At 60.8% G+C, this 22887-nt stretch carries 20 protein-coding genes; 10 read left to right on the plus strand and 10 right to left on the minus strand.

The window, feature by feature from the left end; genetic code table 11:
- The first annotated feature begins 12 nt into the window (after positions 1-12).
- Entirely contained in the window at positions 13-975 is a 963-nt protein-coding gene (locus ACODSV_RS00195) for a CobW family GTP-binding protein (protein WP_150054438.1), read from the plus strand.
- Here ACODSV_RS00195 and ACODSV_RS00200 read toward each other — a convergent pair.
- Positions 969-1364 (minus strand): DUF3301 domain-containing protein, encoded by a 396-nt coding sequence (locus ACODSV_RS00200; RefSeq protein ID WP_024078190.1) that lies wholly within the window; start codon positions 1362-1364, stop codon positions 969-971. The genes ACODSV_RS00195 and ACODSV_RS00200 overlap by 7 nt on opposite strands.
- 117 nt (positions 1365-1481) lie before the next feature.
- Here ACODSV_RS00200 and pdxY point away from each other — a divergent pair, with 117 nt between their 5' ends.
- Positions 1482-2354 carry a pyridoxal kinase PdxY gene (gene pdxY / locus ACODSV_RS00205; protein ID WP_024078189.1) on the plus strand — a complete coding sequence of 291 codons (873 nt, stop codon included), beginning with the start codon at positions 1482-1484 and terminating at the stop codon, positions 2352-2354.
- A gap of 68 nt (positions 2355-2422) precedes the next feature.
- Here the strand turns inward: pdxY and ACODSV_RS00210 are convergent, their stop codons facing one another.
- Positions 2423-2908 (minus strand): acyl-CoA thioesterase, encoded by a 486-nt coding sequence (locus ACODSV_RS00210; protein WP_003177014.1) that lies wholly within the window; start codon positions 2906-2908, stop codon positions 2423-2425.
- A gap of 291 nt (positions 2909-3199) precedes the next feature.
- Here ACODSV_RS00210 and ACODSV_RS00215 point away from each other — a divergent pair, with 291 nt between their 5' ends.
- Positions 3200-4963 (plus strand): cation:proton antiporter, encoded by a 1764-nt coding sequence (locus ACODSV_RS00215; RefSeq protein WP_150054436.1) that lies wholly within the window; start codon positions 3200-3202, stop codon positions 4961-4963.
- 73 nt (positions 4964-5036) lie between these two features.
- Here ACODSV_RS00215 and ACODSV_RS00220 read toward each other — a convergent pair whose 3' ends face one another.
- From ACODSV_RS00220 to uvrD, 3 genes are all read right to left on the minus strand, one after another.
- Positions 5037-5444: an SMI1/KNR4 family protein gene (locus ACODSV_RS00220; protein ID WP_150054999.1), complete on the minus strand. Its 408-nt coding sequence runs from the start codon at positions 5442-5444 to the stop codon at positions 5037-5039.
- 134 nt (positions 5445-5578) lie between these two features.
- A complete protein-coding gene (locus ACODSV_RS00225; protein WP_024078185.1) occupies positions 5579-6448 on the minus strand; it encodes a Tim44 domain-containing protein in 870 nt (289 codons plus the stop codon).
- 189 nt (positions 6449-6637) lie between these two features.
- Positions 6638-8821 carry a DNA helicase II gene (uvrD, locus tag ACODSV_RS00230; RefSeq protein ID WP_024078184.1) on the minus strand — a complete coding sequence of 728 codons (2184 nt, stop codon included), beginning with the start codon at positions 8819-8821 and terminating at the stop codon, positions 6638-6640.
- Positions 8822-9100: 279 nt separating this feature from the next.
- Between uvrD and ACODSV_RS00235 the strand changes: the two genes are divergently transcribed.
- From ACODSV_RS00235 to ACODSV_RS00245, 3 genes are all read left to right on the plus strand, one after another.
- Complete coding sequence (locus ACODSV_RS00235) at positions 9101-11974, plus strand: EAL domain-containing protein (protein WP_024078183.1); 2874 nt, start codon at positions 9101-9103, stop codon at positions 11972-11974.
- Between the two features lie 162 nt (positions 11975-12136).
- Positions 12137-13003 carry a transcriptional regulator HexR gene (gene hexR, locus ACODSV_RS00240; RefSeq protein WP_010168370.1) on the plus strand — a complete coding sequence of 289 codons (867 nt, stop codon included), beginning with the start codon at positions 12137-12139 and terminating at the stop codon, positions 13001-13003.
- A gap of 152 nt (positions 13004-13155) precedes the next feature.
- Positions 13156-13353, plus strand: coding sequence for a PA3496 family putative envelope integrity protein (locus ACODSV_RS00245; protein ID WP_081329271.1), 198 nt, complete (start codon positions 13156-13158; stop codon positions 13351-13353).
- On the opposite strand, the gene ACODSV_RS00250 is transcribed toward ACODSV_RS00245, so the two are convergent.
- Complete coding sequence (locus ACODSV_RS00250) at positions 13283-14257, minus strand: LysR family transcriptional regulator (RefSeq protein WP_024078182.1); 975 nt, start codon at positions 14255-14257, stop codon at positions 13283-13285. The genes ACODSV_RS00245 and ACODSV_RS00250 overlap by 71 nt on opposite strands.
- Before the next feature lie 194 nt (positions 14258-14451).
- Between ACODSV_RS00250 and ACODSV_RS00255 the strand changes: the two genes are divergently transcribed.
- Positions 14452-15867, plus strand: a complete 1416-nt coding sequence (locus ACODSV_RS00255; RefSeq protein ID WP_024078181.1) for an acetyl-CoA carboxylase biotin carboxylase subunit — start codon at positions 14452-14454, stop codon at positions 15865-15867.
- Positions 15868-15878: 11 nt separating this feature from the next.
- Positions 15879-17687, plus strand: a complete 1809-nt coding sequence (gene oadA / locus ACODSV_RS00260) for a sodium-extruding oxaloacetate decarboxylase subunit alpha (RefSeq protein ID WP_150053927.1) — start codon at positions 15879-15881, stop codon at positions 17685-17687.
- A 75-nt stretch (positions 17688-17762) separates the two neighbouring features.
- On the opposite strand, the gene ACODSV_RS00265 is transcribed toward oadA, so the two are convergent.
- Together ACODSV_RS00265 and ACODSV_RS00270 are read right to left on the minus strand one after the other, a co-directional pair.
- On the minus strand, positions 17763-18905 hold the full coding sequence (locus ACODSV_RS00265; RefSeq protein WP_150053926.1) for a hypothetical protein: 1143 nt from the start codon (positions 18903-18905) through the stop codon (positions 17763-17765).
- A gap of 109 nt (positions 18906-19014) precedes the next feature.
- Positions 19015-20316 carry an autotransporter outer membrane beta-barrel domain-containing protein gene (locus tag ACODSV_RS00270; protein ID WP_150053925.1) on the minus strand — a complete coding sequence of 434 codons (1302 nt, stop codon included), beginning with the start codon at positions 20314-20316 and terminating at the stop codon, positions 19015-19017.
- Between the two features lie 301 nt (positions 20317-20617).
- Between ACODSV_RS00270 and ACODSV_RS00275 the strand changes: the two genes are divergently transcribed.
- Together ACODSV_RS00275 and ACODSV_RS00280 are read left to right on the plus strand one after the other, a co-directional pair.
- Positions 20618-20863, plus strand: a complete 246-nt coding sequence (locus tag ACODSV_RS00275) for a hypothetical protein (protein ID WP_024078177.1) — start codon at positions 20618-20620, stop codon at positions 20861-20863.
- Positions 20860-21141 carry a helix-turn-helix domain-containing protein gene (locus tag ACODSV_RS00280; protein ID WP_150053924.1) on the plus strand — a complete coding sequence of 94 codons (282 nt, stop codon included), beginning with the start codon at positions 20860-20862 and terminating at the stop codon, positions 21139-21141. The genes ACODSV_RS00275 and ACODSV_RS00280 overlap by 4 nt, the downstream gene beginning before the upstream one ends.
- Here the strand turns inward: ACODSV_RS00280 and ACODSV_RS00285 are convergent.
- Entirely contained in the window at positions 21138-21968 is an 831-nt protein-coding gene (locus ACODSV_RS00285; RefSeq protein WP_024078175.1) for an amino acid ABC transporter permease, read from the minus strand. The two genes, ACODSV_RS00280 and ACODSV_RS00285, sit on opposite strands and share 4 nt — an antisense overlap.
- The gene (locus ACODSV_RS00290; protein WP_024078174.1) at positions 21965-22786 is read right to left on the minus strand and encodes an ABC transporter substrate-binding protein; all 822 of its coding nucleotides are present in this window, start codon (positions 22784-22786) and stop codon (positions 21965-21967) included. Before ACODSV_RS00290 ends, ACODSV_RS00285 begins: the two co-directional genes overlap by 4 nt.
- Positions 22787-22887: the final 101 nt, after the last annotated feature.

Here is a 22887-nt window from a genome sequence, read left to right on the forward strand (position 1 = left end):
ATGATGCCTCTTATGCTGCAGAACATTCCCACCCACGTGATTGCCGGGCCCCTGGGTGCCGGCAAGACCAGCCTGATCCAGCACCTGCTCGCTCAACGTCCGGCCAACGAGCGCTGGGCGGTGTTGATCAACGAGTTCGGGCAGATTGGCCTGGACGCCGCGCTGCTGACTCAGGATGACGATGGCATTGCCTTGGGCGAAGTTGCCGGTGGCTGCCTGTGCTGTGTGAATGGCGCCCCGTTCCAGGTGGGCCTTGGCCGTCTGCTGCGTAAGGCCAAGCCTGACCGTGTCTTTATCGAGCCTTCGGGCCTGGGCCACCCGGCGCAATTGCTCAAGCAACTGCGGGACCCGCCGTGGCAGGACGTGCTGGCGGTTCAACCCTGCGTCCTGGTACTGGATGCCCAAGCCCTGGCGGCGGGCAAGCCCTTGCCACCTGCGCAGCTGGAAGCGCTGGCCAGTGCCGGGCTGTTGGTCTTGAACAAAGATGAGGCGCTGGACACCGCACAGCGTCAGGCCATCGAACGGCAGTTACCCGATTGCCCGGTGTATTGGACCCGCCAGGCGCAATTGCCGCTGAACCGCTTACCAGGCTCAAGCGCACGGGCCGGCGCCACTGTGGATAACTTCACGGTGCCCAAAGGCCTCGCACAAATACCGGCCATCTGGAGCGACCCCCTGCTGCCGATCTGCCTGAGCCAGGCTCAGGACGGTGGCTGGAGCATCGGCTGGCGCTGGCACCCGAGCCAGCAATTCGACCCGCAGCGCCTGCATCAGTGGCTGACCGGTCTCGGCTGGCGCCGCGCCAAACTGGTTATCCACAGTGGCGAGGGCTGGCTATCCGCCAACGCTGTGGATAACAGCCCGATTGCCTGGCAACCCAGCGAATGGCGGCGCGACTCACGCATCGAATTGATCTTCAGCGAACCCCAGGACGTGGCCCTGCTACAGCGTTCGCTGGCCGCCTGCCGTCAGTGACGATGCTTGGTGGCGTGGTCCTGGCGCCATTGGCTCAGCTCGATGACCTCGGCGCTGGGCAGTGGCGTCTTGATCTCGAAGGGGTAGGGCGCCAGTTCGATTTGTGCGCTGTGGGCGCCGAACTGGGTGATGGTTCCCGGATGGCGGGTTTCCCCGGTCACCGTGAATTCAAAGTTGTAGACCCGCGCCAGGCGCCGGCGGCCGTTGGCATCTTTCACAAAGCCGATGCGCTTGAGTGCCACGGCGCCATCCAACAGCTCGATGTCGAGTTTGGCGCAATGCTGCTTGACCCGCTCCAACGCCCGCTCGCGCAGGCCGTGGTTGTGCCAGACCCAGGCGGCACCGGTCGCCAGCAGCATCAACACGAAGATGTTTCCCAAGGTCAGCATGCGAAAAACTCCAACAAAGTGAGAGCAGCTTAACTGTGTCGCCGGTCTGTCGTATAGGCTGCGTTTAGTCGCATACTGCGCGGCCAGAATTTAAACGGCTTTACGGAAATCTCCTGCATGAAACGCACACCTCATCTGCTTGCGATCCAGTCTCATGTGGTCTTTGGCCACGCCGGAAACAGCGCCGCCGTGTTTCCCATGCAGCGCGTCGGGGTGAACGTCTGGCCGCTGAACACGGTGCAGTTCTCCAACCACACCCAGTATGGACAGTGGGCAGGGGAAGTGTTGGCGCCGCAGCAGATTCCGGCGTTGGTGGAAGGCATTGCGGCCATTGGTGAGTTGGGCAACTGCGACGCTATCTTGTCCGGTTACCTGGGCAGTGCCGATCAGGGCCGCGCCATTCTCACCGGTGTGGCGCGGATCAAAGCGATCAACCCGAAGGCCCTGTACCTGTGCGACCCGGTCATGGGGCACCCGGAAAAAGGCTGCATCGTGCCGCAGGAGGTCAGCGATTTCCTGCTGGAGGAGGCCGCCGCCATGGCCGACTTCCTCTGCCCAAACCAACTGGAGCTGGACAGCTTTGCCGGTCGTAAGCCGCAGTCGCTGTTCGACTGCCTGGGCATGGCCAAGGCGTTGCTGGCCCGGGGGCCGAAGGCGGTGCTGGTCAAGCACTTGGATTATCCGGGCAAGCTGCCGGATGGCTTCGAAATGCTGTTGGTTACTGCCGACGGCAGCTGGCACCTGCGCCGCCCGCTGTTGGCGTTCCCCCGCCAGCCAGTGGGCGTGGGCGACCTGACCTCGGGGCTGTTCCTGGCGCGGGTGCTGCTGGGCGATAGCCTGCTGGCCGCCTTCGAATTCACCGCCGCGGCGGTGCATGAAGTGCTGCTGGAAACCCAGGCCTGTGCCAGTTACGAGTTGGAATTGGTGCGAGCCCAGGATCGTATTGCTCATCCGCGCGTGCGCTTCGAAGCGACGCCGATCGGCCTGTAAATACGCAGAACCCCATGTGGGAGGGAGCAAGTCCCTCCTACATTTTGATTGGGTTTACCGCTTGGGGTTTATAGCGCGTCGGCTTTTATTTCCTGGTAACGCTTTTCCAGCTCCTGGCGAATCTGCCGGCGTTGCTGGGCCTGCACGAACCGGCGTTTGTCCTCACTGTTATGCGGTTGCAGCGGCGGCACGGCGGCGGGTTTGCGCTGATCGTCCACGGCTACCATGGTGAAGAAGCAACTGTTGGTATGGCGCACCGAGCGTTCGCGGATGTTCTCGGTCACCACCTTGATGCCCACTTCCATCGACGTATTGCCGGTGTAGTTGACTGACGCGAGGAAGGTCACCAGCTCGCCGACATGGATCGGTTCGCGAAAAATCACCTGGTCTACCGACAACGTCACCACATAGCGGCCGGCGTAACGGCTGGCGCAGGCGTAGGCCACTTCGTCGAGGTACTTGAGCAGGGTGCCCCCGTGGACATTGCCAGAGAAGTTGGCCATATCAGGGGTCATCAATACCGTCATCGACAGTTGGGCGTTTCCGGGTTCCATAGCACACTCACGGTTGTAGGCATTGGTTGGGGAGGCACCTCTTCGGGTGCTGGAATCTTTGCAGCGCCATCCCTAACGGGACGCCGGTGGGCGCCTTGCCGTCACGCCTGCACCGATCTGTTTCCATATATTGCACCGGCTTTCCGGCGGAAGTCGCGGTGTTAACCTTCAAAAGCCCATATCAGGGCATTTCTTACGATCAAGGCAGACTTTTCCTTCCGCACTTTGCGACCGTTCAAAGGTGCGGGCGGAAGTGGGAAAAGCGCCAGCACGCTCAAGGAGGCCCTCGCCATGCACGCCATCAGCTTTATCCAGGACCTGGCCGTGATCATGTTGGTGGCCGGGGTTGTCACCATCCTGTTTCACCGTCTCAAACAACCTGTGGTGCTGGGGTACATCGTCGCCGGGTTCATCATCGGGCCCCACACCCCGCCATTTGGCCTGATCCACGACGAAGACACCATCAAGACCCTCGCCGAGCTGGGGGTGATCTTCCTGATGTTCTGCCTGGGCCTGGAGTTCAGCCTGCACAAGTTGTTCAAGGTGGGCGCCACGGCGTTTATTGCCGCCTTCCTTGAAATCATCCTGATGATCTGGATCGGCTACGAGATTGGCCGCTGGTTCGATTGGAGCACGATGGACTCGCTGTTCCTCGGCGCGATCCTGGCGATCTCCTCGACCACCATCATCGTCAAGGCACTCAATGACCTGAAGATGAAAAACCAGCGCTTCGCCCAGCTGATTTTCGGCGTGCTGATCGTGGAAGACATCCTCGGCATCGGCATCATCGCTTTGCTGTCGAGTATCGCTGTCAGTGGCACGGTCAGCTCGGGCGAAGTGTTTTCCACGGTCGGCAAGCTCTCGCTGTTCATGATCGTCGCGTTGGTCATCGGCATTTTGCTGGTGCCGCGCTTGTTGGCCTATGTGGCCAAGTTCGACAGCAACGAGATGCTGCTGATCACTGTATTGGGCCTGTGCTTCGGTTTTTGCCTGCTGGTGGTCAAGCTGGAATACAGCATGGTGCTGGGGGCGTTCCTGATCGGCGCGATCATGGCTGAGTCCCGCGAGTTGATTAAGATCGAGCGCTTGATCGAGCCGGTTCGCGACATGTTCAGCGCGATCTTCTTCGTGGCGATTGGCTTGATGATCGACCCGCAGATCCTGTTGCAATACGCCTGGCCGATTGCAGTGATCACCGTCGCCGTGGTGTTGGGCAAGATGCTGTCCTGTGGGATCGGCGCGTTTATCGCTGGCAACGATGGCCGCACTTCGTTGCGGGTTGGCATGGGGCTGTCACAGATTGGCGAGTTTTCCTTCATCATCGCCGCGCTGGGGATGACGTTACAGGTGACCAGCGACTTCCTGTATCCGGTGGCGGTGGCCGTTTCGGCGATCACCACGCTGCTCACGCCGTACCTGATTCGCGGTGCCGACCCATTGTCGTTGAAGATCGCGGCAGTGATGCCCAAGCGTATGAGCCGAGTGTTCGGGTTGTATGGTGAATGGTTGCGCAGCATTCAGCCTCAGGGTGAAGGCGCGATGCTGGTGTCGATGATCCGCAAGATCATCCTGCAAGTGGGGGTGAACCTGGCGCTGGTGGTGTCGATCTTTTTTGCAGGCAGCTACTTCGCGGTGCGTATTGGCGCGTCTCTGGAAGGTTGGATCAGTGATCCAAGCTGGCAGAAGGCATTGATCTGGGGCGGGGCATTATTGTTGTCGCTGCCGTTCCTGATTGCGGCGTACCGCAAGCTCAAGGCATTGTCGATGTTGCTGGCAGAGATGAGCGTCAAGCCGGAGATGGCCGGACGGCATACCCAGCGCGTGCGTCGAGTGATCGCCGAGCTGATCCCGATCCTGTCGCTGCTGGTGATTTTCCTGCTATTGGCCGCCTTGTCGGCGAGTATTCTGCCGACCAACAAGCTGCTGGTACTGATCGCTGTGGTCGCGGCGGCGGTGGCGGCTGTGCTGTGGCGCTGGTTTATCCGTGTGCATACGCGGATGCAGGTCGCCTTGCTGGAGACGCTGGATAACCATAAGGATACGCCGGAGCACTGATGGGGGGCTGCTGCGCAGCCCAACGCGGGCGGTGCGACGATTCGACAAGCCCGCTCGCCACGGGGATCAGGTCTTAGCTTTCCAACCAGACGTCCCGCGCCCAGTGCCATACCGATTCCCAAGACTCCTCGGTGACAAGTTCTTCTTCGCCGGACCACAGCACCACCGTGCCGTCTTCTTCAACGCAGTAATAGTCGTCGCCGTCCTGGCAGATCGGGATCAACTCGCGCGGCACGCCGCTATCCCAGGCATTTGCTGCGACTTCCGGCAGGTAGGTGTGGGATTGCGGGTCGGTGACGGTCACCGGCTCAAGGCTGCCGTACACCACGTCGCTGACGGTCAGCAGAAACTCCTTGAAGACGAACGGAATATTGATGAACAGCTCTTCTTCGATTTCCACCAGATGGTCTTCATCAGGCAGCTCCAGAGGAACCGGAACCGGTTCGTTGGCTTCACGCAATTGTTCGATGACTTCTTCCACGTCCGGGATCCTCTTGCTAGATGGCGCGGTTATAGGGGCGTTTTATACAGTAGCTCGCTATAAGTGCAACCGTGAAATAGAAAACCCCGGACAAGTCCGGGGTTTTTGTTACGGCTTGCACAAGCGTGCGGGTATCAGCCGTTCTGACGGATACCGGCGACCAGCCATGGCTGGTTGTCGCCTTGGGCACGTTCCATGTTCCAGCTTTCGCTGAACACTTCACCTTGGTCGAAGCGCGAGGTTTTCGACACACCGCTGAACGTCAGGGTGGCGATGGTCTTGTCGGCGCGGTCATCCACACCGTCCAGCTGGACATGCAGGTCATCGATGTAGGTCGACTGGAAGCCGTCGCCCAGGTCGGCGCGTTCGCGCTTGAGGAACTCCAGCAGTTGCGGGGTCACGAACTCGGAGATCTTGTCCATTTCGTTGGCGTCCCAGTGCTGTTGCAGGGACTGGAAGTGGCTGCGGGCCGCTTCGACGAAACGCTCTTCATTGAACCAGGCCGGTGCGTTGATCACTGGGCGGGCGGCAGCAGGGGCTGACGAACCACCGAAGATCGAACCCATGGCGGGTTTCTGCTCGAACACTTCACGCTGCATCGGCGCGCCGGCGGGCGCCAGGTGCTCCTGCTGCTTGCGGCGACGGGCGGCGATAAAGCGGAAGATCAGGAAGGCGATGACCGCCATGATCAGGATGTCGAAGATCTGCATGCCCTGGAAGCCGCCGCCCATGAACATGGAGGCGAGCAGGCCACCGGCCGCGATACCGGCCAGAGGGCCCAACCAGCGCGAAGCACCGCCGGCCTTGGCAGCAGCGCCAGCAGCACCGGCTGCGCCTGCGGTAGCGGCAGCACCGCCTACACCGGCGGATGGGGCCATTTGGCTGGTCTGGTGAGTCGGTGCCGAGCCCATGCTTTTGCCGCCACCGAAGCGTTTGGCGTTGGCGTCGAGGCTCATCGTCAGGCCTATGCATAACGCCATGGCGATGCTAAGAAAACGTTTCATAAAGGGAATTCCCATTTGTGGATTGCACGCGCGCCATGTTGCACAGGTGTCGTGACAGTGGCTAGCAACATAATGTTTCGGGCTTTTGCGTAAGATCGATTCAGGATGGTCTGTAGGACTTGTTACAGATATTGGCCCGCGCTCGTTAAAAACAAGGGCGGGCCAGCAACCTTCATGTTTGGAATTGTTTCAGACCGCTTCGAGTTTCGCGTAGCCCATCATCAGCCATTTGCTGCCTTCGGCGAAGTTCACCTGCACCCGTGCCTGGGCGCCGGCACCTTCGAAGTTGAGGATCACCCCTTCGCCGAAGATCGCATGCTTGACCTGCTGGCCCAGGCTGAACGGCGTTTCCGGAATCTCGGAACCCGCAAACATGCTGCTGGAGTTCTGCTGCTGGCCACCGCCGAACGGGCGGCTGACGCTGTTGGAAAGGCGTACTTCCTGGATCAGCCCTTTCGGCACTTCACGTACGAAGCGTGACACCTTGTTGTAGGTCTCGCTGCCGTACAGGCGTCGGGTCTCAGCGTAGGTCATCACCAGGTTCTGCATCGCCCGGGTAATGCCCACATAGGCCAGGCGGCGTTCTTCCTCAAGGCGGCCGGGTTCTTCCAGGCTCATCTTGTGGGGGAACAGGCCTTCTTCCATGCCCACCAGGAACACATAGGGAAACTCCAGGCCCTTGGCGCTGTGCAAGGTCATCAGCTGGATGCTGTCTTCGTGCTCGTCGGCCTGGGTGTCACCCGCCTCCAGCGAGGCGTGGCCGAGGAAGGCTGCGAGCGGGGTCAGCTCTTCATCTTCCTCGGTGTTTTCAAATGCACGGGCGGCGCTGACCAATTCCTCAAGGTTTTCTACCCGGGCCTGGCCTTTTTCACCCTTTTCGGCTTCGTGATAGGCAATCAGCCCGGACTGTTCAATGACGGTCTGGGTCATCAAATGCAGCGGCATTTCCGAACATTTGGCCGCCAGGTTCTCGATCAGCTCGACAAACACCCCCAACGCCCCGGCAGCCCGGCCGGTCAAGCCTTTGTTGGCGATCAGCAAGCGCATGGCTTCCCACATCGACACATCGGCATGACGCGCGTGGTCGCGAATGGCTTCAACGGTTTTTTCGCCGATGCCACGGGCCGGGATATTGATCACCCGCTCCAGCGCCGCATCGTTGCCGCGGCCTTCGAGCAAACGCAGGTAGGCCATGGCGTTCTTGATTTCCGCACGCTCGAAGAAGCGCTGGCCGCCATAGATGCGGTACGGGATGCGCTCGCGCAGCAGGGCTTCTTCCAATACCCGCGATTGGGCGTTGGAACGGTACAGAATCGCGATATCACTGCGCGCCAGGCCGGTTTTCAGCGCGCTCTCGATGGTTTCCACCACGTAGCGTGCTTCATCGTGTTCGTTGAAGGCCGCGTACAGGTTGATCGCTTCGCCTTCGCCACCGTCGGTCCACAGCTCTTTGCCCAGGCGCCCGGTGTTGTTGGCGATCAAGGCGTTGGCAGCCTTGAGGATACCGGCGGTGGAGCGGTAGTTCTGCTCCAGGCGAATGGTGACCGCGTCGGGGAAGTCTTCGGAATACTGGTAGATGTTCTCGATTTTCGCGCCACGCCAGCCGTAGATCGACTGATCGTCGTCGCCCACAACCATCAGGCTGTCGCCGCCTTTGGCCAACAGGCGCAACCAGGCGTACTGCACGGCGTTGGTGTCCTGGAACTCGTCCACCAGGATATGCCGGAAGCGCTTCTGGTAATGGGCCAGCAAGCCTGGGTTGTCGCGCCACAGGTCGAGGGCGCGCAGCAGCAACTCGGAGAAGTCGATCACGCCGGCACGCGCGCAGGCGGCCTCATAGGCTTCATAAATGCTGCGCATGGTGGCCAGGAACAGGTCGCCGCTGGCCTGGATATGCTGCGGGCGCAGGCCCTCGTCTTTCTGGCCGTTGATAAACCACTGGGCCTGGCGCGCAGGCCAGCGCTGTTCGTCGAGCCCCAGTTCGCGGATCACGCGCTTGACCAGGCGTTGCTGGTCATCGCTGTCGAGGATCTGGAACGTCTGGGCGAGCCCGGCCTCCTGCCAGTGCGCCCGCAACAGGCGGTGCGCCAGGCCGTGGAAGGTGCCTACCCACATACCGGCCGGGCTGATGCCCATCAACTGCTCGATGCGGTGGCGCATCTCGGCAGCGGCCTTGTTGGTGAAGGTCACCGACAGGATGGAGTGCGGGGACGCGTTCTCGACCTGGATCAACCAGGCGATACGGTGCACCAGCACTCGGGTTTTACCGGAGCCAGCACCGGCCAGGACCAACTGACGGCCAACGGGGGCCGCTACGGCCTGGCGTTGGGCATCGTTGAGGGAGTTCAGCAAAAGAGAGAGATCATCGCGCATCGGCGCATTCTAGGGTGCTGGGGGGAGTGGGGCAAACCCCAATGCCGGGTGGTCGACGGAAAACATCCACGGTGATTCCGGGCGGCTGAACATTCTGCATGGGGTGATGACCGGTCAGTCAATGGCCGCAGCCCGCGCAGCGTCTCGCTCAAGCTGTCTGGCCCCTGGGTTTGCGCCGGATGACCATGCAGTTTTTATGACGTGGAGCAGTTTGGCCCAAGCGCTTGCTTGTGTATGCTCCGTCGACGTTTCGGGCTCACCATTATAAGAACACTGCCTATGACTCTCAGCACCGATCTGTTCAGCCCCTCGGCGGCGCCAGCGCAGGTCATCCACAAACACTACGCCACCGAGATGGCGGTCGAGCGCACACGCCTGCTCTATCAGGGCTCGCTGCTGCCGACCCTGTTGATGCTGGTCAACGGCCTGGTCTGCGCCTGGCTGCTCTGGAACCCCACGCAATACTTGTTGGACAGCATTTGGCTGGTCTGGCTGCTCGCCCTGGTGGCCATGCGCGTGATCCAGGTGGCGGCCTTTGATTCGGCCATGCCCAGCCGCCAGGCGCAGCCGATCTGGCGCCGCAGGTTCATGCTCGGCTCGGCCGCCAGCGGGCTGACCCTGGCCACTGCCGCCATTGCCCTGGTGCCGGTGGACAGCTTTACGCAGCAGGCCTGGGTGTTCGGTCTGATCGGTGCGGCCACGTTGTCTGCCAGCGTGGCCTACGCGGTGAGCTTGCCCGCATTCCTGTCATTCGCCTTGCCATGCCTGGTGCCGGCCATCGTCTATCTGTTCTGGAACGGTGCCCCGCAACAACAAGGCTGGGGGGTACTTGGCCTGATCCTGCTGGCGTCCCTGAGCGTGGTGGCGTGGCAGGTCAATCGCCTGATCCAGCGCGGGCTGTTGCGACGTTTCCAAAACCAGGCGCTGATCGAACATCTCCAGCAGGCGCAACAGCGCAGTGAGCAGTTGAACCAGGACCTGGTGCGCGAAGTCGAGCAACGCCGCCAAGTCGAACAGGAACTGCGCGAAGCGCAAATCGGCCTGCAAGACCGGGTGGCGCAACGCAGCCAGGAACTGGACGCGGCCAGCCTGGCCCTGAACAAAAGCGAAGCGCGCCTGGCGATGGCCTTGCAAGCCAGCGAACTGGGGCTGTGGGACTGGAACCTGCAAACCGACGAGGTGCACCACACCCAGCTCAAAGAGCTGTTCGGGCTGGAGCCCGAGTACGTCACGGCGATGCTCAGCCACCTCAAGCCGCGCCTGCACCCCGACGACCTGCCGTTGCTCAAGCGTGCCCTGGTGGAGCACCTCAAGGGCCGCAGTGAGGACTACCAGGTGGAATACCGCGTGCGCCATGGCGATGGCCACTGGGTGTGGATCGAAGACCGTGGCCGCGCCGTGGAGCGTGCGCCCAGCGGACGGGTCACGCGCATGCTGGGTACCCGTCGCGATATCAGTGCCGGCAAGGCCCTGGAAGAACAACAGCGCCTGGCCTCGACCGTGTTCGAAGCCGCCAGTGAAGGCATTGTGATCCTTGACCCGGACTACGTGCTGATCGCCGTCAACCGGGCTTTCAGCCGCGTCACCGGCTTCGACATCGACGATATGCTGGGTCGCAATGTCGTGGAGTTGCCCAGCAGTCGTGATGCGCGGCGTCACTTCCCGGTGATCCGCCAGGCGCTGCTCAGCCACGGCACCTGGCAGGGTGAACTGGTGGAGACACGCAAGAGCGGCGAGTTGTATCCGCAGTGGCTGCAACTGAATGTCGTGCGGGATGCTCGAGGAAAAGTCAGCCATATCGTGGGCTTTTTCGCCGATCTGTCCGCGCGGCGTGAGTCCGAGGAGCGTATGCGCTACCTCACCCACTATGACGAATTGACCGGCCTGGCCAATCGCTCGCTGTTTCGCGAACGCCTGCGCGAAGCCCACCAGCGCGTCCGCCAGGGCGGGCGTAGCCTGGCGCTGCTGCATATCAACCTGGACCGCTTCAAGTTGCTCAATGACAGCCTGGGCCATGAAGTGGCCGACCAGTTGTTACAGAAAATGGCGCGGCGCTTGATCAACGCCCTGCCGGAAGCCGACACCATTGCGCGATTGTCCGGCGACGAATTCGCTGTGCTCTTCGATGCCTATGGCAACTTGTCGAGCCTCGCGCGGGTCGCCACGCGGCTACTGGCCAAGCTGCGTGTGCCGGTGGCAGTGGAAGGGCATGAGCTGGTAGTCAGTGCCTCTATGGGGGTCAGCCTTTTACCGGACAACGCGCGGGAAATTTCAGCCTTGGTCAGCCAGGCGAACATGGCCATGCAGCATGCCAAGCACCTGGGCGGTAATAACTTCCAGTTCTACACCGACAGCCTGCAAGCCAGCACGCTGGAGCGTTTGCAACTGGAAAACCATCTGCGTAAAGCCATTGAAGAGCGCCAGCTCACGGTGTTCTACCAACCCAAATTATGCCTGGCCACCGGCCAACTGAACGCCGCCGAGGCGTTGATTCGCTGGGAGCATCCGCAATGGGGCATGGTGCCACCGGGGGACTTTATCGGCCTGGCCGAAGAAACCGGCCTGATCGTGCCGCTGGGCGAGTTCGTGCTGCGCCAGGCCTGCTGGCAGGCCTGCGAGTGGCAGCGCCAAGGGTTGGCGCCGATCCGGGTGTCGGTGAACCTGTCGGTGCACCAGTTGCGCCAGGGCAAGCTGGTCAGCCTGGTGCGCCAGGTGCTGGAAGAAACCGGGCTGGACCCGCAATACCTCGAACTGGAGCTGACCGAAAGCCAGCTGCTCGACAGCGTGGAACACATCATCGCGACTTTCCAGCAACTGCGGGACCTGGGGGTGAAGCTGGCCATTGATGATTTCGGCACCGGTTATTCGTCCCTCAGCTACCTCAAGCGCATCCCGGTGGACTACGTGAAGATCGACCAGACCTTTATTCGTGGCCTCGGCCAGGGGCGCGAAGACGCGGCCATTACGCGGGCGATCATTGCAATGGCCCACGGGCTGGCGCTTAAGGTGGTGGCCGAAGGCGTGGAAGACCAACAGCAGTTGGATTTCCTGCGGGGGGAGCGTTGTGACGAGGTGCAGGGCTACCTGATCAGTCGGCCGATGGAAGCCGATGGCCTGGCAGAGTTGTTACGAAAAAAAGCAGATTTTTCCTAGCGCCGGGCCTTCAGCCATTGTGGCTACAACTCGCCTGCCCTTAGATTCAAAGGGCAGCAGGGCGATTAAGTGATGCATCGGACGGGCAAAACGACAATTCTTGTAGTATAACTACAAGCTTGCTACATCCCTGGCGCCTGCCAATAACAAGAGTCCTGCCCTTTGAACCTGTTGCAACATATCGCCCAGTCGCGCCACCTGTTACGCAAATCGGAACTCAAGGTTGCCGATCACGTGCTGCTAGACCCTGCGGCCGTCATGCACAGTTCCATGGCCGACCTGGCCCACAGCGTGGGCATCAGTGAGCCGACCATCGTGCGTTTTTGCCGCGCCATCGGTTGCTCCGGGTTCCAGGACTTGAAGCTCAAGCTGGCCCAAAGCCTGGCCGCTGGCGCGAGCTTCGGGCAGTTTGCGATCCATGAAGACGACTCGGTCGCTGACTACAGCCTGAAAATCTTCGACACCACCCTGCACACCCTGATGGAAGTGCGTGAGAAGCTCGACCCGGTGGAGCTGCAAAAGGCCGTGACCGCCATGTCCCAGGCCCAGCGTGTCGAGTTCTACGGTTTTGGCGCATCAGGTGCTGTCGCCGCGGATGCCCAGCACAAGTTCTTCCGCCTGCTGTTGACCGCTGCGGCCTATAGCGATCCGCATATGCAGGCAATGTCGGCCGTGACCTTGAAGCCGACCGACGTGGCCATCTGCATTTCCCAGTCCGGTCGCTCCAAAGACCTGCTGATCACCGCCAACCTGGTGCGTGAAAGCGGCGCCACGTTGATCACCTTGTGCCCGAGCCAGACGCCGTTGGCGGAACTGTCCACGGTCAACCTGGCGATCGACGTGCATGAAGACACGGAAATCTACACGCCGCTGACGTCGCGCATCGCCCACCTGGTGGTGATCGACGTGTTGGCGATGGGTGTGGCCATGGCGCGCGGTCCGAGCCTGGTCAATCACCTCAAGAGCGTGAAGCGCAGTCTGCGCAGCCTGCGACTCTCGCCCAAGTCCGTCAAAGCCCTCGACGACTGATTCAAGGTTGCATTCGTTTCAAAGGTGGGAGGGGCTTGCCCCCTCCCACCTTTGCATCTTCTGTGTGTCCAGAATCTTCACCAGGCTGTCATCGTCATGTCATCCGCCGAGCCGATCCTGTACTCCCCGTACTCGCATTGGGAGACTCCAAAATGACCCGGCACTACGAAGACAGCAACAGCTCCGTCAAGACCCGTCGTCAACAGGAAGACCAGCGCCGCATGGCGTTCCGTCGCGCAATCGAAGACCGCTGCGACCAGCGCCAGCTGCAGCAGAGCATCAGTGACTACCCGGAACTGCACTGGCAGGCACCCGCGGCTGCCCAGCGAAGCGCTCAGCCAACGCGCTGATCTGCACCCGCTCGCTGCGGATAAAGCCCAGGAATGCATGGGCCACCGGTGACAGGCGCTTGGCCTTGGCCTGCACCAGGCACCAACTGCGGTACAGCGGCAGCTCTTCCACCGGCAGCTCCTTGAGCCCGCCGGTGGCCAGTTCCAGGTTCAGGGCGTGGCGCGTCAACAAGGCCACGCCCAACCCTGCCACCACGCACTCACGCTGCGCCTCGGCCGAGGCCACCTCCACCGTCTGGGTGAAGTGCACGCGTTTTTCCTTGAAGTACTCCTCGCAGGCCAGTCGCGTACCGGAGCCCGGTTCGCGCAGCAGCAGCGTGTAGGGTTCCAGGTCCTGCAAGCGCAAGGGGCCCTGGAGGCTCAAAGGGTGATCGGGTGGCGCCACGGCAACGATGGGGTTGTTAAGGAACGGCAGGAACTCCAGGCCCATGTCCTGAGGCACCATGGACATGATCACCAAGTCATCACGGTTGTCCGAAAGCCTGCGGATCACCTGGGCACGGTTGACCACCGTCAGGTGCAACTGCACTTCGGGATGCTGGCGCTTGAACGCGGCAAACAGGTGCGGTACGAAATACTTGGCGCTGGATTCCACGGCCAGCTTCAACTGGCCCTGCAACGAGCCCTGCATGTCCGATAGCTGCATATCGAGGTTTTCCAGGCGCCCGAAAATATCGCGACTGGCCCGTTGCAGGGCTTCGGCGGCCTCGGTCATGTAGAGCTTTTTGCCCACATAGTCGAACAACGGCTGGCCGATCAGCTCTTCCAGCTGGCGAATTTGTAGGCTGACGGCCGGTTGGGTGAGAGACATTTCCTCGGCGGCACGGCTGTACGAGCGCAAATCACACACCTCATTGAAGATCTGCAATTGCCGTAATGTCAGCCTCATCAATGACTTACGCATTTTTAAATCCCCTCGATCCCATCCAGTGTGTCGACTATAAGTCTTTACTTATGCGCGACCCAATAATTATTGATTTTTGTTAATCCCTCTACGGGCTTAGTGTGGGGCTGCGACTGGCTTGAAACATTTGGTCACGCGCCGACCCGGGTCTAGCGGGTCGAAGAACGCAGCAATCGGCTCAAGGGAATTTCCAAGTGATAAAAAAGATCCTGATCGCCAACCGTGGTGAAATTGCCGTACGAATCGTGCGTGCTTGCGCCGAGATGGGCATTCGCTCGGTCGCGGTCTATTCCGACGCCGACCGCCATGCGTTGCACGTCAAGCGTGCCGACGAGGCCCACAGCATCGGTGCCGAGCCCCTGTCCGGCTACCTGAACCCGCGCAAGCTGGTGAACCTGGCGGTGGAAACCGGCTGTGATGCCTTGCACCCCGGCTACGGCTTCCTGTCGGAAAACGCCGAACTGGCAGACATTTGTGCCGAACGTGGGATCAAATTCATTGGTCCTTCGGCTGAAGTGATTCGCCGTATGGGTGACAAGACCGAAGCGCGCCGCAGCATGATCAAGGCCGGCGTACCGGTCACGCCCGGTACTGAAGGCAATGTCGCCGATATCGCCGAAGCCCTCACTGAAGGCGACCGTATCGGTTACCCGGTGATGCTCAAGGCCACCTCCGGTGGTGGCGGTCGCGGCATCCGTCGTTGCAACAGCCGCGAAGAACTCGAACAAGCCTTCCCCCGCGTGATCTCCGAAGCCACCAAGGCGTTCGGTTCGGCGGAAGTGTTCCTGGAAAAATGCATCGTCAACCCCAAGCATATCGAGGCGCAGATCCTCGGTGACAGCTTTGGCAATGTGGTGCACCTGTTCGAGCGCGATTGCTCGATCCAGCGCCGCAACCAAAAGCTTATCGAAATCGCCCCGAGCCCGCAGTTGACCCCGGAACAGCGCGCCTATATCGGCGACCTGTCGGTGCGCGCGGCCAAGGCTGTGGGCTACGAAAACGCCGGCACCGTGGAGTTCCTGCTCGCCGAGGGCGAGGTGTACTTCATGGAGATGAACACCCGGGTGCAGGTGGAACACACCATCACCGAAGAAATCACCGGGATCGACATTGTCCGCGAGCAGATCCGCATCGCCTCGGGCCTGCCGCTGTCGGTGAAGCAGGAAGACATCCAGCACCGTGGTTTCGCGTTGCAGTTCCGTATCAACGCCGAAGACCCGAAAAACAACTTCCTGCCCAGTTTCGGCAAGATCACCCGTTACTACGCGCCCGGCGGCCCCGGCGTGCGCACCGACACGGCGATCTATACCGGCTACACCATCCCGCCGTTCTACGACTCCATGTGCCTGAAACTGGTGGTGTGGGCGTTGACCTGGGAAGAAGCCATGGACCGCGGCCTGCGTGCCCTGGATGACATGCGCCTGCAAGGCGTGAAGACCACCGCCGCTTACTATCAGGAAATCCTGCGCAACCCGGAATTCCGCAGCGGCCAATTCAACACCAGTTTTGTGGAAAGCCATCCTGAGCTGACCAACTACTCGATCAAGCGCAAACCCGAAGAGCTGGCCCTGGCCATCGCCGCCGCCATCGCCGCCCACGCAGGCCTGTGAGGAACATAATAATGAGCAAGAAAATCTTCGTTACTGACACCATCCTGCGCGACGCTCACCAATCGTTGCTGGCGACCCGCATGCGCACCGACGACATGCTGCCGATCTGCGACAAGCTCGACAAAGTCGGCTACTGGTCCCTGGAAGTCTGGGGCGGCGCGACCTTCGATGCCTGTGTGCGCTTTTTGAAGGAAGACCCGTGGGAACGCCTGCGTAAACTGCGCGCCGCATTGCCTAACACGCGCCTGCAAATGCTGCTGCGTGGCCAGAACCTGCTGGGCTACCGCCACTACAGCGACGACGTGGTCAGGGCCTTCGTCGCCAAGGCCGCCGTGAATGGCATCGACGTGTTCCGCATCTTCGACGCCATGAATGACGTGCGTAACCTGCGCGTGGCCATTGAAGCGGTCAAGGCCGCCGGCAAGCATGCCCAGGGCACCATCGCCTATACCACCAGCCCGGTGCACACCATCGACGCCTTTGTGGCCCAGGCCAAGCAAATGGAAGCCATGGGCTGCGACTCGGTGGCGATCAAGGACATGGCCGGCCTGCTGACCCCGTACGCCACGGGCGAACTGGTCAAGGCGCTGAAAGCCGAGCAGAACCTGCCGGTGTTCATCCACTCGCACGACACGGCGGGTTTGGCCGCGATGTGCCAACTCAAGGCCATCGAAAACGGCGCCGACCATATCGACACCGCTATCTCCAGCTTCGCCTGGGGCACCAGCCACCCGGGTACCGAGTCGATGGCCGCCGCCCTTAAAGGCAGCGAGTTCGACACCGGGCTCGACCTGGAATTGCTGCAGGAAATCGGCCTGTACTTCTACGCCGTGCGCAAGAAGTACCACCAGTTTGAAAGCGAATTCACCGCCGTCGATACCCGCGTGCAAGTCAACCAGGTGCCGGGCGGAATGATTTCCAACCTGGCCAACCAGCTCAAGGAGCAGGGCGCGCTCAACCGCATGGGGGAAGTGCTGGCTGAAATTCCTCGGGTGCGTGAGGACCTCGGCTTCCCGCCGTTGGTCACCCCGACTTCGCAGATCGTCGGCACCCAGGCGTTCTTCAACGTGCTGGCTGGCGAGCGCTACAAGACCATCACCAACGAAGTGAAGTTGTACCTGCAAGGCGGCTACGGCAAGGCGCCGGGCACGGTGAACGAGAAGTTGCGCCGCCAGGCCATCGGCAGCGAAGACGTGATCGACGTGCGCCCAGCCGATTTGCTCAAGCCGGAAATGACCAAGCTGCGCGGTGAAATCGGCACATTGGCCAAGTCTGAAGAAGACGTGCTGACCTACGCCATGTTCCCGGACATCGGTCGCAAATTCCTCGAAGAGCGCGACGCCGGCACCCTCACCCCGGAAGTGCTGTTGCCGATCCCCGAAGCAGGCGGCGTGGCCCGTGCCGGTGGCGAAGGCGTACCGACCGAGTTCGTCATCGACGTGCACGGCGAGAGCTACCGCGTGGACATCACCGGTGTTGGCGTGAAGGCTGAAGGCAAGCGCCATTTCTACCTGTCCATCGACGGCATGCCTGAAGAAGTGGTGTTCGAACCGCTCAACGAGTTTGTCAGCGGCGGCAGCAGCAAGCGCAAGCAAGCCACCGAGCCGGGTCATGTGAGCACGGCGATGCCGGGCAATATCGTAGACGTGCTGGTCAAGGTTGGTGACGTGGTCAAGGCCGGCCAGGCCGTGTTGATTACCGAAGCGATGAAGATGGAAACCGAAGTGCAGGCTGCCATTGCCGGCAAGGTGGCTGCGGTTCACGTGACCAAGGGCGACCGGGTCAACCCGGGTGAAATCCTGATTGAAATCGAAGGCTGATCCCTAGCCTTCGACACTACCGCTTAATCCTCGGGGGGGCAGGTGCCCCCCTTTTTTTTGTCCGCGATTTGGTACTCAGGCGGTGGGATCACTGCGTTTGAAGGTGACGAAGACGCCGTCAGGGCGATAAGTCAGCGTAGGGACCAGGGTCTTCAAGTTGCTGGTGATGCCGGCGAACGGGCTTTCGACGTGCTTGGCGCTGAGGAGCTGCAAGGGTTGCGAGAGCAGCGCATCGTTTTCGTTTTCGACGTGGATAGCCAGCGTCGCCCCGCGCAGGTCGGCGGTGTTGCCAATGTTCGAGGGGGTATGGGTTTGGTCTGCGCCCAGCGTCAGGGCCAGCGTCGAGCCATGTTGCATGCGCAGGTCCTGCTCGACGTGGGTGGCTGGATCCAGACGCAATGTTCCCGCGACCTCAAGGTTGGCCACGGTGCCGCCGGCGTAGGTGGCGTCAGGTTGGACGGTCATGGAACCGCCGATTTTGCTCTGGTTGACCAGGGTTGCACCGCTGTAGACCGCACCTTGCTGATTGACCGGGACTTCACCTGTGAGGGTCCAGTTGCCAGAGCCCACCCACAGATGCTGCATCTGGCGGGCACCATCGAATGTGCCACCCCTGGCATCGTCCAGAATTACCTGGTTGGTGCCACTGCCCCCGTCAACCACGCCTTCGAAGCGCCCGCCGCTTCGGACGATAAGCATATCGTTGCCGCCCCCCATGCTCAGCGCTACGCCATGGCTGCCAATGATCAAGCCGGCGTTGACCACTTCATCATCCTGGTCGCCGTCCAGCCTTACCCCGGCGCCATTCTTGCCGGTGATGCTGCCGTGGTTTTCGAGCCACACCGGTGCCAGGCCGGTGCTGGTGAAGCCGTTGCGCTCGCCAACGGTTTTGGCCGTCGCGCTGTTGATAATCTCGATGCCGCGCAACGAGGTTGCAGTGCCGGCTGGAGCACTAGGGATAAGCAGCCTGGCGGCGTTGTCGATGTCCAGGCCATGGCCATTGTTGAGTGTGATGGTTGCCGAGCTGAACCGGGCGTCGGGCTTGATCGCAGGTTGATCATTGAGCGCAGCGGCGATGTCTGTGCGGCCGGCCGGCTTGTCCTGGCGGGTACCCGCGGCGGTGCCAGGCGGCGCCTGCGATATGGCTTGTGCCAGTGTGTGTATGCCATACCCCATCAGGGCACCGACGGAAGGGATGTACGGGAAGATTGACGACATAATTTCCGGCCTCGCGAGTGTAGGAGACCGGAATGTAGCCAGTAACGTAGCCGGCGGCTGTCAGGCCTGATAACAACGCTATGAGGGAATGTTCCTCGGTTTCATGAGGTTAAAACCTCATTTGCCATTGCCCCATCAGGCCCTGGCTGTGGCTGTTGGTGCCCGCTTCACCCCGGTAGGCCAGGCCGACGGTGTGTTGCGGCGACAGCGCGAGGTCCAGCCCGGCCTGCCAGTTCAGGCTGTTGCGGTCCAGGGAAGCGCCGACCAGGGTGAAGTCATCAATCGCGAACGGCATGTAGCGGTAGGACTGGCGGACGCGGCTGTCGACCTTGCCATAGAGGCGTTTCCAATCGGCGCTGATATGAGGGATGAGCCTGACCTGGTTATCGAACCGATACTGGCTCGCCAGGCGCAGGCCCAGGGTGCTGTTCAGGTTTTGCTGGGTCTGTGAGCCTACATTCAGTGCCGCCAGGCCACCTTTTTCCTGGAACCGGTCGCGGTGATAGCGTTGATAACCAAGGCCGCCGAAGGGCTCGACACTCAAGTCCGCGCTGCCCAACTGATAGCCCACTTCCGAGAACAGGGTTTGGCTCTGGGCTTTGTAGTCGCCCTTGAGTTGCTGTTTGTTATCGAGCAACTGGACGCTGCGTTTGTTCTGCCCGGCGTGGTGGCTATAGATCGCCCCCAGGCGCAGGCCCAGCGGGCCGTCCTGGTGCACGGCATAACCGCCCAGGTGCCAACTGTCCAGGTCGGCGGAAAAACGCTGGGCGTCGAGGCGGCTGGTGGATTTTGCGCCCATTACGCCGATCCGCCAGGCGTGCTCCAGTGCCCAGTCGGCGCCTGTCAGCAGGCCTCGGTTGGCGTACTTCAGGCCCGCACTGCCGCCTTGTTTGTCGAGGCGGCCGTCTTGGCCCAGTCCCTGTACCCAGACATGAGCGTCGTCATTGGTGGGCAGGGCGCGCAGGGTCGACAGCAATTGGCTGCCCAGTTGCTGTGTGATGTTCTGGGTCGCCGCCGCCAGGTTGGCATTCTGGCTGCCGGCCAATTGTTCAAGGGCCGCACCGACCCCTCCGGGCTGCTGCATCAATGCCTCATTGAAGCGTTCCAACTCTTTGATCTGCTCTGAGGTCAGCTCGCCGGATTCCAGTAACCGAATCAAGGCAGGCTCCAGCACCTGGGCCACCCGTAGGCCATTAAGGGTTGTGGCTTGGCGAGTCAGGTAGCCGTCGAGGGGAGTGGCTTGCTCGATCGGGGCCGACATCCATTCGTCGTAATCGTCATAGTCGTCGTAGTCAGGCACAAGCAGTTCGAACTGATAAGGCGTGCCTGTTTGCGCCTGGGCGAGGGGAGCGCTGGCAATACCAATGGCAAGGATGACAGCACGCGTGAGTTTCTGGAGTGTAAAGGGCATGAATTCCTGACCTCTGATAAGTGAGGCCGGGAATTTAGCGAGATGGCGGGGTGATAACTGTCAGGCCATCGACCGCTGGTTTGCGGGAGTTGTCTCTAGTCCGGGGCGATTAAAAACGGATCTGTTTTACCGAACGATGGTGTACGGGACCTTGATAGATATGCATTTTAATGCAGCTAAGGGTCCAACTTTAGCGCTTTGATTGCATTATATTGCGCTTCGTCTGCTGCTACAGTCAGCTTTATGCACTATATTGCGTTTATCAGGCCGGTCAATTACCTCGAGGTGCATTTAGTTGCGTATGGACAATGCCTACAGGCTTACCTTGCAGATATTCGATGCCGGTCATTGGCAGGATGCGATGACGCTTGAGTTTTCCGAGCCTGATAAAGGTTTTGCAAGCCCCTGCCGTTTTGGCTACGAGTCCACCTACCTGGTCGATCACCTGGACGAGATGGATACCCTTTTTGCCAAGGCGGTGAGTGTAAGGGTGCCATTGAACTGGTCACAGGAGACACCCAAGCACGCGCCGGCCTTTCTCCAATGAGTCTCTCGCTCAGTCAGCGTGCACAAGTGATTGAAAGCATCGAGCAGGGCTTGTCTGACGGTTCGCTCGAAATAGGCGACGCCGCACGCCGCCTGCGTACCGAAGTCACAGGCCTGCACCAGAGCCAGTTCGCGCAGATGTGCAAGATATCCGTGCGTACCCTGGTGCATATCGAGCATGGCGAAGGCAATCAAACCTTGAAATCGCTGAACGCCGTGTTCCGCCCCTTTGGTTTGCAGATGGGCGTGGTCAAGGTGCGTCGCAAAAGGGATGACTAGGTCCGTCGTACGTAGCCCTTGCCGTAATGCCGCTCCATGCGCGCCTGGATCAGCTCCAGCCCGAGGGACATCACCCAATAGATGATCGCTGCAGTGGTGAGCATCTCGATGTAGCGATAGCTGGAGCGACCATAGGATTGGGCCAGGAACATCACTTCCCATACCCCCATCACTGAGATCAGGGACGAGTCCTTGAGCATCGAGATAAATTGGTTGGTGGCGGGCGGAATGATCGTGCGCATGGCCTGGGGCAGGGTGACATGCCAGAAGATCGCACTGTCGCGCATGCCCAGGGCCAGGGCTGCTTCCCGTTGGCCATGGGGTACCCCGAGGATGCCGGCGCGGAAAATCTCGCTCAGGTAGGCGCCATAGTTCAGCGACAGCGCGATGATCCCGGCGACGATGGCGCCCGGTACCAGGCCCAGTTGCGGCAGTCCCAGATAGATCAGCAGGATCTGGATCAGCAAAGGCGTCCCCCGAAAGAACGAGGCGTAAAAGCTCGCAATGCCAAAGGCCACGGCGCTTTTCGACAGACGCCCCAGCGCAGTGATGAAACCCAGTATCGACGATGCCACAATCGAGCACAGGCACAGGAATACCGTCAGCGCCGCGCCTTGCAGAAAACCGTTGGGCGCCAAGTGCACGCCAACCAGGTTGGGCAGCTTGTCGAGGATGATCGAGAACTTCAGGTCAAAGCTCAGGAAGAAACTGGCGAACAGGCAAAACAGCGCGGCCCAGGTCAGGTACAGGCGCGTACGAAAACCCAGGAGTCGCTGGCGTCGCGACTCGGTCACGGGTGGCTTGGGAGGAGTGGGGAACGCTGTCATTGGCTGATGTCGGCGCCAATCCATTTCTTCGACAGCTGGCTCAAGGTGCCGTCCTGCTTCAACTGCGCAAAGACCTCACGCACTTTGGCGTCCCACTGCGGGTCGCCTTTTTCGATGGCCACCGAGTTGGGTTCGGCATACAGCGGTTCGCCGGCAAGCTTGAAGCGTTTGTCCTGGTTCAGGCGTGGTTGGGCGGTGACCAGGTTGGTCAGGATGGCGTCCAGGCGTACGCCAGCGCCCAGGCCCAGGTCCTGGAAGGCCACGTTATCGGTATCGTACGGGGCGATCTGGACGTTCTCGAAGGGGTACTGCAGTTGCGTGTCTTCGGCGCCTTCGATCACCAGGTTTTTGTTCAGGTAGCTTTCGTAACTGGAGGCGCTGGTGAGGCCGACTTTTTTGCCGCTCAAGTCCTTGGCGCCGTGGATGCGCTCATCCTGGGCGTTGACCACGATCACCGCAGGCGAGGCGTAGTACTCCACCGGGAAGTCGAACACTTCGGCGCGGGCTTTGCTCGGGGTCATCGAGCAGATGCAAATGTCATAGCGCCCGCTCCAGCGGCCGGCGGCAATGACGTCCCAGGAAGGGGTTTCCAGGCGCAGTTTCACGCCCAGTTTCTGCGCCACGGCCTTCGCCACATCGACGTCAAAACCATCGAGTTGGTTTTGTTCGTTGAGGAACGAGAAAGGCGGGTAGCTTTCCATCAGCACCCCCACCAGTTCTTTCTTCTGTTCAACCCGGTCCAGAGTCGCACCGCCGAAGGCTTGGGTGGAGGCAGCCAGAATCGTGAGGCCCAAGGCCAGGAGCGGTTTTAGTTTCAAGGGCGACACCTAAATAAAAAAGAGGTTGTGATGAACCGAAGTGTACGTATTAAATAGTTATAAGAACGACTCTCATAGTGAGTTATTTTCATAAGCTTATG

It is taken from the genome of Pseudomonas sp. FG86, assembly GCF_057808775.1.

Coding starts and splice junctions, on each gene's coding strand:
- pdxY (WP_024078189.1), top strand. CDS start 1,482: ATGAAACGCACACCTCATCTGCTTGCGATCCAGTCTCATGTGGTCTTT.
- ACODSV_RS00280 (WP_150053924.1), top strand. CDS start 20,860: ATGAGTCTCTCGCTCAGTCAGCGTGCACAAGTGATTGAAAGCATCGAG.
- ACODSV_RS00265 (WP_150053926.1), bottom strand. CDS start 18,905: ATGTCGTCAATCTTCCCGTACATCCCTTCCGTCGGTGCCCTGATGGGG.
- ACODSV_RS00215 (WP_150054436.1), top strand. CDS start 3,200: ATGCACGCCATCAGCTTTATCCAGGACCTGGCCGTGATCATGTTGGTG.
- ACODSV_RS00275 (WP_024078177.1), top strand. CDS start 20,618: ATGGACAATGCCTACAGGCTTACCTTGCAGATATTCGATGCCGGTCAT.
- ACODSV_RS00245 (WP_081329271.1), top strand. CDS start 13,156: ATGACCCGGCACTACGAAGACAGCAACAGCTCCGTCAAGACCCGTCGT.
- ACODSV_RS00285 (WP_024078175.1), bottom strand. CDS start 21,968: ATGACAGCGTTCCCCACTCCTCCCAAGCCACCCGTGACCGAGTCGCGA.
- ACODSV_RS00225 (WP_024078185.1), bottom strand. CDS start 6,448: ATGAAACGTTTTCTTAGCATCGCCATGGCGTTATGCATAGGCCTGACG.
- ACODSV_RS00195 (WP_150054438.1), top strand. CDS start 13: ATGCTGCAGAACATTCCCACCCACGTGATTGCCGGGCCCCTGGGTGCC.
- ACODSV_RS00210 (WP_003177014.1), bottom strand. CDS start 2,908: ATGGAACCCGGAAACGCCCAACTGTCGATGACGGTATTGATGACCCCT.
- ACODSV_RS00270 (WP_150053925.1), bottom strand. CDS start 20,316: ATGCCCTTTACACTCCAGAAACTCACGCGTGCTGTCATCCTTGCCATT.
- ACODSV_RS00235 (WP_024078183.1), top strand. CDS start 9,101: ATGACTCTCAGCACCGATCTGTTCAGCCCCTCGGCGGCGCCAGCGCAG.
- uvrD (WP_024078184.1), bottom strand. CDS start 8,821: ATGCGCGATGATCTCTCTCTTTTGCTGAACTCCCTCAACGATGCCCAA.
- ACODSV_RS00200 (WP_024078190.1), bottom strand. CDS start 1,364: ATGCTGACCTTGGGAAACATCTTCGTGTTGATGCTGCTGGCGACCGGT.
- ACODSV_RS00250 (WP_024078182.1), bottom strand. CDS start 14,257: ATGCGTAAGTCATTGATGAGGCTGACATTACGGCAATTGCAGATCTTC.
- oadA (WP_150053927.1), top strand. CDS start 15,879: ATGAGCAAGAAAATCTTCGTTACTGACACCATCCTGCGCGACGCTCAC.